The 9,746-nt window shown below is 62.8% G+C and carries 10 protein-coding genes and 2 pseudogenes; 4 read left to right on the top strand and 8 right to left on the bottom strand.

Annotated features, from left to right (window positions below; translation table 11 throughout):
* The first annotated feature begins 324 nt into the window (after window positions 1-324).
* A complete protein-coding gene (locus AHiyo1_RS19680; protein ID WP_275937086.1) occupies window positions 325-1,521 on the top strand; it encodes an MFS transporter in 1,197 nt (398 codons plus the stop codon).
* A 77-nt stretch (window positions 1,522-1,598) separates the two neighbouring features.
* Here AHiyo1_RS19680 and AHiyo1_RS19675 read toward each other — a convergent pair whose 3' ends face one another.
* The 4 genes and pseudogenes from AHiyo1_RS19675 to AHiyo1_RS19660 all read right to left on the bottom strand — a co-directional run.
* Window positions 1,599-1,937 (bottom strand): metal-sensitive transcriptional regulator, encoded by a 339-nt coding sequence (locus AHiyo1_RS19675; RefSeq protein WP_059389695.1) that lies wholly within the window; start codon window positions 1,935-1,937, stop codon window positions 1,599-1,601.
* A 535-nt stretch (window positions 1,938-2,472) separates the two neighbouring features.
* On the bottom strand, window positions 2,473-2,868 hold the full coding sequence (locus tag AHiyo1_RS19670; protein WP_059389691.1) for a hypothetical protein: 396 nt from the start codon (window positions 2,866-2,868) through the stop codon (window positions 2,473-2,475).
* 59 nt (window positions 2,869-2,927) lie between these two features.
* Window positions 2,928-3,581, bottom strand: coding sequence for a permease (locus AHiyo1_RS19665; protein WP_059389690.1), 654 nt, complete (start codon window positions 3,579-3,581; stop codon window positions 2,928-2,930).
* A 65-nt stretch (window positions 3,582-3,646) separates the two neighbouring features.
* A pseudogene (locus tag AHiyo1_RS19660) lies at window positions 3,647-4,123 on the bottom strand (glycogen debranching N-terminal domain-containing protein); the annotation flags it as partial.
* Window positions 4,124-4,529: 406 nt separating this feature from the next.
* Between AHiyo1_RS19660 and AHiyo1_RS19655 the strand changes: the two are divergent.
* Entirely contained in the window at window positions 4,530-5,771 is a 1,242-nt protein-coding gene (locus AHiyo1_RS19655; RefSeq protein WP_059389694.1) for an IS110 family transposase, read from the top strand.
* A gap of 97 nt (window positions 5,772-5,868) precedes the next feature.
* On the opposite strand, the gene AHiyo1_RS19650 is transcribed toward AHiyo1_RS19655, so the two are convergent.
* On the bottom strand, window positions 5,869-6,087 hold the full coding sequence (locus AHiyo1_RS19650) for a hypothetical protein (RefSeq protein ID WP_059389688.1): 219 nt from the start codon (window positions 6,085-6,087) through the stop codon (window positions 5,869-5,871).
* A gap of 242 nt (window positions 6,088-6,329) precedes the next feature.
* On the opposite strand from AHiyo1_RS19650, the gene AHiyo1_RS19645 reads away from it, so the two are divergent.
* Window positions 6,330-6,686 (top strand): cupin domain-containing protein, encoded by a 357-nt coding sequence (locus tag AHiyo1_RS19645; RefSeq protein WP_059389687.1) that lies wholly within the window; start codon window positions 6,330-6,332, stop codon window positions 6,684-6,686.
* Window positions 6,687-6,751: 65 nt separating this feature from the next.
* Here the strand turns inward: AHiyo1_RS19645 and AHiyo1_RS19640 are convergent, their stop codons facing one another.
* Together AHiyo1_RS19640 and AHiyo1_RS19635 are read right to left on the bottom strand one after the other, a co-directional pair.
* Complete coding sequence (locus tag AHiyo1_RS19640; RefSeq protein ID WP_059389686.1) at window positions 6,752-7,444, bottom strand: GntR family transcriptional regulator; 693 nt, start codon at window positions 7,442-7,444, stop codon at window positions 6,752-6,754.
* Window positions 7,445-7,483: 39 nt separating this feature from the next.
* A pseudogene (locus AHiyo1_RS19635) lies at window positions 7,484-8,464 on the bottom strand (aldehyde dehydrogenase family protein); the annotation flags it as partial.
* Between the two features lie 463 nt (window positions 8,465-8,927).
* Between AHiyo1_RS19635 and AHiyo1_RS19625 the strand changes: the two are divergent.
* On the top strand, window positions 8,928-9,158 hold the full coding sequence (locus AHiyo1_RS19625; RefSeq protein ID WP_253257482.1) for a hypothetical protein: 231 nt from the start codon (window positions 8,928-8,930) through the stop codon (window positions 9,156-9,158).
* A gap of 97 nt (window positions 9,159-9,255) precedes the next feature.
* Here the strand turns inward: AHiyo1_RS19625 and AHiyo1_RS19620 are convergent, their stop codons facing one another.
* A complete protein-coding gene (locus AHiyo1_RS19620; protein WP_059389685.1) occupies window positions 9,256-9,450 on the bottom strand; it encodes a hypothetical protein in 195 nt (64 codons plus the stop codon).
* Window positions 9,451-9,746 lie beyond the last annotated feature (296 nt).

Here is a 9,746-nt window from a genome sequence, read left to right as displayed (position 1 = left end):
GGCATCCCGACGGCTCCGAGCGAGCGGCCTCCTGGCCAATCGACCCGCCGCGGCCCGACGCCGTTCTGACCGAGTTCGCGGACGCTGATGGAGCAGTGACGGGCATCGCCGGGTTCAACGCAGGCCCCGCCGTGGTCCGTGCGGCGTCGGCGATCGCCTGAAGCCGGGGATGTCTGTTCACTCGAGCAAGGCAGCCCGGCCAAGTAGCGAAGATGTGGAACCAATGACCGGCCCAACCGAGGCTAGGCCTTCCGCCGCTGCTGTGGGACCTGGCACCTTCGGACCACTGCGCTCACGGAACTTTCGCCTGATGGCGACTGCTACCTGGTCTCAAACACCGGGTACTGGATGGGTTACACCGCGCAGAGCTGGCTTGTGCTCAGCCTCACCGGCAACGCCTCCGACGTCGGTGTGACGGCCGCGCTGCTGTTCCTGCCGACACTAGCGTTGGGTATGTTCGGCGGGGTCCTCGCCGACCGTTACCCGAAGTGGCAAGTCCTACTCTTCGGCTGTATCGGGTGGGCCTCGCTGACTGGCCTCCTGGCCGCCTTGACGCTCTCGCAAGCGGTGCAGGCATGGCACGTACAGCTGATCGCCGCGGGAATCGGCACCGTGAATGCCCTCTGTTGGCCATCCCAGGTCGCGTTCATCGCCGAGATGGTCGCACCAGCCCAGCTACGGAGCGCGGTTAGCATCAACTCGTCGGGGACCCAGCTCACAGCGTCGGTTGGTCCTGCCATCGGCGGGCTCTTGATCAGCGCAGCCGGGCCGGGTGCCTCGTTCCTAATAGCCGCTGGCTGCTATGCGGTGCCCCTCGTCGCGGTGGCGCGCGTCCGTGTTGACGAGTTGCATGCGGTCCCGCCGGCGAAGGCCGAGCGGGGGAAGATGCTCGCGGGCCTGCGCTATGCGGTGAGTCGACCGGATGTGCTCTGGCCGACAATCCTGATCGCCCTATACGGGATGTTCACCGGCAACATCTCAGTCACGCTGGCCGTCTACGCCACGTCGGTCTACGATTCCGGCCCGGGCGGCTATGGGCTTCTCGGCGCGATTGTTGCGGTCGGTTCGCTGCTTGGCGCGCTCATCTCCGCCCACCTGCGGCGTACACGGCTGCGCACCTTGGTGCTGTTCGCAGCTCTGCTCTCCGCGCTCTATATGGTTTCGGCGGCCGCGCCGACTCAGCTGGTCTTCTGCGCGGTACTGTTGGGCATCGGCGCGAGCACCCTCTTGCTGCAGACCTCAGCCAATTCCACAATCCAGCTTGCCGCCCCCGGTGGGATCCATGGAAGGATCGTGGGCATCTACCTTCTCGCCTGGTCCGGTGGCATCGCCCTCGGCGGTCCAATGGTGGGCTATATCGACCAGTATGTCGGCCCCCAAGCCGGCATGCTGCTCGCCGGCGCGCTGCCCGGAATCGCCACCCTCGTGATTGCGGCCCGGATAGGCAGTAGCCTGCCGCGCTCAGCCCGTTCGGGACGGACTCCGAAGGGGTACCCAGCGGCGTGCCAGCAAGGTCCTTGAAGAAGACCTCCGGGGGTAGCGCCGTGTACGAGGGGAGGCCGCGCGGCCCGTGATGCTTCGGCCTGGCACTGAATCGATTACGAGCGCACAAGCCTGGCGATAGCGTCCGACGCCTCTTTGATCTTGACCTCGGATCCCGGTCCGCCGAGACGAGCGGCGTCGACAACGCAGTGCCGAAGATGGTCGTCGAGCAGGCCAAGTGCGACCCGCTCGAGAGCTTTGCTGAGTGCGGAGACCTGGGTGAGGATGTCGATGCAGTACTGCTCTTCGTCGACCATGCGGCTTATGCCTCGCGCCTGTCCTTCGATGCGCTTGAGACGCGCCAAGTAGTCGGCCTTGTCGGTGATGTACCCGTGATGAGGGTCATTCTCTGTGGCGGGTGCTGGTTCTGTGCCGAAAGCTGAGTCGTCGGTCATGATGCTCATGATGGCAGTTCCCTTCGTGTGGCCCGTGCCGTTTCCCGCCATGCGGCGGGGGCCTGGCTGCGTTGTGCTCGGCCCTCACGGTTCTTCTTATTAGGTGTTGATTGAGGCTTCGAGCCATTATCGAGCCGGTCTTGAAGCCGGGCAATCAAGTGCCGGCCTCCTCCTCGCTTCAGGCTACCCCTAGGGGGTATGCGCCTGCCTTGTAGGGTATACCGCTCACGGGTATACAGCAAGGTTCCGGAGAGGACACGGAGCCTGGCGGGGAGGTGCCCGCCCAAGCACTTGCTGGCCATGTGGTCTGGGTTTCCGGCCAGATTGCGCGACAAAGCTTCCTTCAACAGGCTGGCCGAGTCGATGCGAGAACCGACGACTTCATGAGGTAAACAGGAAGCCCCGGTAGGCAGTGCCGTCGTAGGTCAGGCGGCAATCCTGTCGCCGCTCGATGCGTAGCCCGATCTGCTCGGTCCAGCAGGGGAGTGGTCTCGACAACGCCTGCGGAAGGGCACATCGCCGGACACACGCGCTGTCAGGGGTGATGGTGAGCGGCAGATCCCTCTGGGGTACCGGCAATCGTGGAGAGGTGCTCCCAGCCGCCATCGCTCAAGGCGTGGTAGGCGACGTGCACTTCTTTGGCCGGGCCCTTGGAGGACTCGACGTCGTTACCATCGAGAGCAGATACCAACCTTCCGGCTGAATCCACGAACGTCTGGGCGGTCCGCCTAAGCTCTTCCGGCCAGCCCGTCGCAGCGACGACAGTGCGGGCATGTCGGAGAAGGGCCGACCACTTCGGGTCTATGTTCGGAGACGGTTTGCCGATGGAGGTAGCGATGCCGTGGAAGTCGACGCCATCGATGTGGGTCAGGGCCGCGATCAGCCCGGCAGTTTGCGTGCCTGCGTCGTAGCTTGAGGCGCTGTGCGTCATAACGTTGCGCTTTCCTTTCGGGTATCCGCTTGATCGTTGGCTGAGACACGGGCGGCGCCTCAGTGCTGGTGGCCGTCGTGCGCGCCCCCATGCTCGTGACCGTGGTCCGACACCGCGTGCTCGTGCGCATTGTGACCGGCGTGCTCGTGCGTGTCGGGGCTGCCGCCCATCATCTTGAGCATCCGCGCCCCGCCGTTGAGCAGGAACCGGGTGACGAGAAGCAACGCGAGGGCGTGGAAGGCGATATTCAGCCATGTGGTGTAGTTCCAGGAGATGCCAGCCTCGGCGACAATGGCGTTGCGGGTGTGCGGGGTCAGGCCCGTGGCAGCGAAGATCACCTCGACGGCGTACCCGGCCAGGACCATGGCGAGATAGAAAGTTCCGGTGATCCGCAGGGCGGCCTTGGTGCCGTAGTACTTGCGGTAGATCAGGATGATCGGCAGGACGATCAGGTCGGCGAAGATAAAGCTCGCCACCCCGCCGAAGCTGATGCCGCCGTTCCACAGGACGGCGGCGATGGGGACGTTCCCGACCGAGCAGACGAAGCTGAGCAGCGCCACGACGGGCCCGATGATCGGACCCCAGAGCGCCGCCAGGAGGTCGTTCCCCTCGAAGAAGAAAGCCCGCAGCCACTCCTTCGGGATCCAAGCGTCGATCGCGCCGGCAATCAGGAGCCCACCGGCGATATAACGCCAGACGGCCGCCCAGTCCATGACAAAGTAGGCGGCGACCGAGTCGAGGCCCTTGCGGGAGAAGAGCCTGCGCCAGAAGTTACCGCCATGGTCAGCGTGTTGCCGTCGGCGTGGTTGGATTTCTCCCACTGCCGCTGGATCCGTGCTTCTTTGACCTCGAACACGTCAGCGAAATCCGCGTCGACAGCGAGCGACACAAGGCATTCTTTCGGTTCGGTGGCGTGGTTGTGCACGGTGATGTGTTCCACGATGCCGATGCCCAGTTCGCGGGTGCGCTCCACGATGAGCGGGGTGTCCGCGTATCCATCCAACCGGCTGACGCGACTGGCAAATATGGCCCGGTATGGTTCCTTGGTCTGGGCCGTCAGCGGTTCCAGCACCTGTCCGTTGATGAAGAGGCCCCATCGGGACAAGATGCGCGTGTCTTGGAAGAACAGGCCGTGCGGGTGATCGGGCCATATGTCTCCATTCGGCAGGGAGATGCAGAAGGAAGTACCTTCCACCAGGGTCACTGTGCCGGTCCCGAGTGGGCCGGCCGCCGTGTCCGCATTCCATCCAGCCATCCGTTGGCCCCCTCAGGAAACCGACTGACAGCCAGTCCTCGGCTGGCTGTCCTGCTACATCCCCACCCTGAGGCGACGAATGCCCCTTCCCGGAGGTATTGACATGAGCTTTCCAGCGCCCGTTTCGGGCGCTTCGTGCGTACGGAAAATTTCGCCGGTCACCATGGCATGTCGGCCCGGGTGGGCCCGATGATGGGATGGTCTGTTCCGGTCTACACCGGTGTTTCCTTGGTGCCTTTGAGCCCGCACGTGAGCCTGGTGTTGGAAGACTTCCACGGGATTCGTGGATTGTTGCTTCGAGCACGAGCGTCAGACTCCAGATTTGCCCTGTCTTCCCCGGGACGGCACCAGGGTCTCGGCAGCCGTGGGCTGCTGCGGCAAAGCGCTGCTCACGAAGGAGAAGATCATGGAAGTACTGCACCACCGGTGCGCGGGACTGGATATCAGTAAGCGCGACGCGAAGGTCTGCGTTCGCGTCCCCGGCGCCCGACACAACACGTTCACAAAGCTGGTCACCGTCTCGGGTTCCATGACCCGCAACATCATGGAGCTAAGAGACTACCTGGTGGCCGAAAAAGTCACCCTTGTCGTCATGGAAGCGACCGGAGACTACTGGAAGCCGTTTTACTACCTGCTCGATCCAGTGCTGAACGTAATGCTGGTCAATGCCCGGCACGCGAGAAACCTTCCGGGACGCAAGACGGACGTTTCCGACGCCCAATGGCTGGCCGAACTCGGCGCCCACGGACTGGTCCGAGCGTCCTTCGTGCCACCTGAGCATATACGCCAGTTACGGGACCTGACCAGATCCCGCACCATCTTCGTCGCTGAGAAGAGTCGCGAGATTCAGCGCATCGAAAAGCTCCTTGAGGATGCCAACATCAAGATTTCATCGGTTGCCACCCGCACTCTCGGGGTTTCCGGCAGGGCCATGCTCGAAGCACTCATCGCCGGTGAACGCGATCCCGCCGCATTGGCAGACCTGGCCCGAGGGCGCCTCAAAAACAAGGCCGGGCAGCTCACACTGGCTCTCGACGGCAGGTTCAATGACCATCATTCCTTCGCCGTGAAAATGCACCTGGACCATATCGACTCCCTCGACCGGCGGATCAGCGGCCTTAGCGACCGCATCGATTCCGTCATGGCCCCGCTCGCTTGGTGCGTTGACCTGCTCACGACAGTCCCCGGCATCAGCAAAACGGTCGCCGAAATCGTCATCGCCGAAACGGGGGCAGACATGGCCCAGTTCCCCACAGCGGCGCATCTCGCGTCGTGGGCAGGTGTCTGTCCGGGGCACAATGAATCCGCTGGCAAGGTCAAGTCCAGCCACGCACGGCCGGGAAACACTCACCTCAAAGGCGCTCTCGGGATCGCCTCCATGGCGGCAGTCAGAACCAACGGCACCTTCTGGCAGTCACGCTACAAGCGGTTGACCTCGCGACGGGGACCGATGAGGGCGCTGGTCGCCATCGAACACTCCATGATCGTCGCCATCTGGCACATGCTCACCAACGGCACAATATTCGAAGATCTCGGCCCAGATCACTTCCAACGCACCCACCGCAAAACGACCGAGCGCCACGCCGTCAGCCAACTCCATCAACTTGGCTATGACGTCCAGCTCACGCCCTCTGCCCAAGCATCCTGAAGCCAAAGAACAAAACCCGCACCGCCTTCCAAACGGCGGCGAACTCACCCTTGTCCCTGAACCAGCCGGTTGCGTCCCTCACCCCGCCATTTTCACGTCAGGTAACAGGGAGTCCTGCGGCGGCATCGGTTGTGGCGCCGACGCGGAGATCGTACCCGTCGTCGATGTGGAACAGCCGGCGGCCTTCGAGACGGTCGATCACCCAGATCGTTCGCCCATCGGCCGTCCGGTCGTCCACCGTGCCCCTGTGGTGTTCGTACCCCTGCAGGCTCAAGGTGACGACATCTCCCGGCTCTAAAGAGGTCCATATGGACATCGGCTTACTTTGCGCACTGCACGCGGCGGTAGCGGTGGATTGGAAACTGATTTTCCGGCCTTTGACCAGGTGGAACGTTCTCCTTCGTGACCGGCTTCTGACATCGACGGCAGAACGGCGATCGTGTGAATTATTTGCACGACAAGCCTATCGTCGATTGTTGACAATTGCTAGGATGGGGTTTGTGCTCTTCCAAAGAGGGGCGGGCACATTCACAGGGCGCAGTCCCAGAAGGAGCATCAATGGTCAAGGCCACTGTCATGAGCGACGCAACAACCGTAAACCCGGGAGAACACATCCCTAAAGCAACCACGAGTACTCCTGGACAGACAGAAGTCTCGCTGCGTCTGTGGGCCCGCGACGGCCACAAGACGGGCATCTGGGAGGTTACCCCGGGGACGTTCACCAGCACCCGCCCGGGCTACGACGAGATCTGCCAGATCCTCAGTGGTACGGCGACCATCACGGAAGAAGACGGAACCAGCTTCGACATTGGTCGGGGTTCGCTGTTCGTCACCCCGGCTGGATGGACGGGCACCTGGACCATCCACGAGACCCTCCGGAAGATGTGGGTAGTGACCGAAATTCCGAAGGACTAGCGCAACGAGGAAGGACCCGGTTCCGATGGAACCGGGTCCTTCCTCGTTGCGGCGATGTGGAGCTGTTATGCGGTGATTCCCGCCGTTTCCGGTGCGGAAGTGAGGTCTTCGACGGCCTTCTGCATATGGCGTTTGATGGCCTTCTGAAGACCGCTCCGGTCGCCTGCCTTGAGCAGGTCCAGAATCATTTGGTGTTCCTGCACCAGGGCGTCGATGCGTGGATATGCGACTTCCAGACTGAGGATACACATCCTGGATTCTGCCGCGAGCGTCTCGTAGATCCGGATCAGGCGGCTGTTTTCCGTTCCGGAGACGAAGGCGGTGTGAAATTGCATGTCCAGCCGGGCGATGGCTTGCCAGTCCGATGCGGCAACCTGTTTGGCCATGTCCCTGATGATGCCCTTGAGCTCCCGACATGTGTCTGTGACCTGCTCTGGGGCTGAATCGAGGAGAGTGTTGGCGGCGGCGAGCTCCAAAGTCTCCCGTACGGCGTAGATCTCCTTGACGTCTTCCGTTGACAGCTCCAGCACGAAGACGCCGCGGTTGCGTTTGCTTACCAGGATGCCCTCCTGGCAGAGCCGCTGCAGCGCCTCCCGGAGCGGGCCCCGGGACGTGCTGAGCTGGCTCGCCAACGCCGATTCGTTGACCTGCTGCCCCGGGCTGAACGCCCCTTGGACAATGAGCTCACGCAATTGGTCAGCGATCAGCTGCGCCGTGGGCCGGCTCTCCAATACGAACATTCCCCCCGGTGCCGCCATTGCCATCTCCTCATTCCATGCTTCGGCAAGCTGAACCTATTAGACCGCTATTGCCGTGTACTTGTACTCAAGGAATTCTTCAATTCCAAGCTTTCCGCCTTCGCGTCCCAACCCGGACTGCTTGATGCCGCCAAACGGCGCGGCCGGGTTGGAGACCAGCCCGGTGTTGAGGCCGACCATTCCGACCTCCAATTCCGCAGAGAACCGCAGCGCCTTCTCCATGCTCTCCGTGAACACATACCCCACAAGCCCCCAATCGGTATCGTTGGCAAGACGGAGGACCTCGTCCTCGCTGTCGAACGTCGCGATCGCCGCCACCGGTCCGAAGATTTCCGTACTCATCAGTGCAGCATCCGTGGGCACATCCACCAGGACGGTGGGGGAGTAGAAGTAGCCCTGGCCTTCCGGACGGCTTCCACCCGTCAATACACGCGCACCCTTGGAAACGGCGTCGGCAACGAGGGACTCCACTTTATCCAATCCTGCCTGCTCGATGAGCGGACCGACGTCGGTCCCGGCCAGTGCGCCGTTGCCTACCTGCAATTCTGACATCTTCTTGGCGAGCTTCTCGCCGAATTCCTCCACGACGGAGCGGTGCACGAAGAACCGGTTTGCGGCCGTGCAGGCTTCGCCCATGTTCCGCATTTTTGCCTTCATCGCCCCGTACACGGCCTTCTCAATGTCTGCATCGGCCAGCACGATGAATGGAGCGTTGCCCCCAAGCTCCATAGAGGAGCGCATCACGTTGTCCGCGGCCTGCTTGAGGAGGATCTTGCCGACCTCGGTGGAACCGGTGAAGCTGATCTTGCGGGCAATCCCGCTGTCAGTCCACGTCCGGACAACGCGTGACGCTGACGAGGTGGTCACAACATTAAGGACGCCGTCGGGCAGTCCCGCTTCCTTAAAGATCGCAACGAGTGCCAAGGAAGTGAGAGGCGTGAGTTCCGCTGGTTCGGGTCCGCGAGCTTGTTGGTGAGCCAGCGTTCGAAGAGGGCGAGGTAGTGGTCCCTGTTCGGGAGTAGCTTGTAACATCGCCCGGCAACTGCGCGCCAAGTGTGTTGAGATTTTTACCAAAAAAATTGATGTCCGGTCTCAATTTAGTTGGCCACGCTGACGTGGGAAAATGCCAACTAAATTGAGATAAAGCGGGTCTTGATCGTCTCAGTTTTGTTGGCCATTCCATAACAAGGCGGACCTGAAGACCGACGCCATCCGCACCACCGTGCTGCGCCAGGCGCTCCTGTCCTATCTGCTGGGGGCCATAGTGTTGGCCACGACCATCAACCTTGTCTCCGGCCTTATCCACTGAACGCAGGAAGTACTTGGCAGATGGACGACCCGCGGGCCCGGGGAACGCTGCTGATCCAGCACCCGGCCGGGCCGGCGCGCCCGTTGTCAACGCGTCCAGGTGCTGCTATGACCGTTCTATCGGCGGTCCCGGGTATATCGGCGGTCCCGGGTGGGCGGCCGGTTGATGGGAGTCATGATGGATGCGCAGTGGATCGTTGGCTTCGCCGGCGGCTATGTGGCAGCGGCGGTCACGGTGTTCCTGTTGTACTTGCCTTTCCTGGTTCTGTTTGGTGTGCTGCTTCTTGCGGCGGGCTTGCTGGAGCTGCTGGCGCTGCCGTTTCAGGTATTGTTCCGGAGACTCCGGAGACTCCGGGGCCGCGGAAAACCCGGCTCCTCATCCGGCGGGTCCTGGCTTCCCGGTTGACCCGTCACCGGGTCCAGGACGTTCCGTTGGCGACCACTTCAAGGGAGCGCTGGCTTCCCGGCCGGTTCAGGCGCTCAGGTGCGGCGTCGGGCCGCGGTCAGGTGGGGAGGGTTTTCAGTGCTGTGGTCCAGGAGATCAGCTGGTCCAGGAGGGGGTTCAGGCCACCGGAAGCCGGGCCTGAGGTGGCCGGGGGTTGTCCTGCGCCGGGGCCGGTGCAACCCGGAACCGTGAGCAGCACCGCTGCGGCGAGAAGCGCAGCCGCTTGGCCGTTGCTGAACCTGAAGCCGAACATCCTTGTTCCCTTCCCTCGGCTGCTCTTGGCCCCTGCCCGTTGCCGGCCCGGCGCCCCGTTTTGTGGCTCCAGGCAACGGGCTGCACGGAAATTATCTCTCCAAAGAGCCTCGGGCGCACCAGCCCGATCGTGTCGGTCCTGGCCCGGTGCAGTCCGCACGCGTTCCGCGGTGCTTCGTGCACTGGCCAAGGCTGCTGGAGGATTCAGAGGCACAGGCGCCGCTTCCGAAACCGGATGGCCTGCGGGACGGGCTCCAGCGGCGCGGGTCACCGTCCGTCAGGGTGTGCGCATACGAG

The sequence above is a fragment of the Arthrobacter sp. Hiyo1 genome (assembly GCF_001263615.2).
Classification (GTDB): Bacteria; Actinomycetota; Actinomycetes; order Actinomycetales; family Micrococcaceae; genus Arthrobacter.
This window is presented reverse-complemented; position numbering and strand designations above follow the sequence as displayed.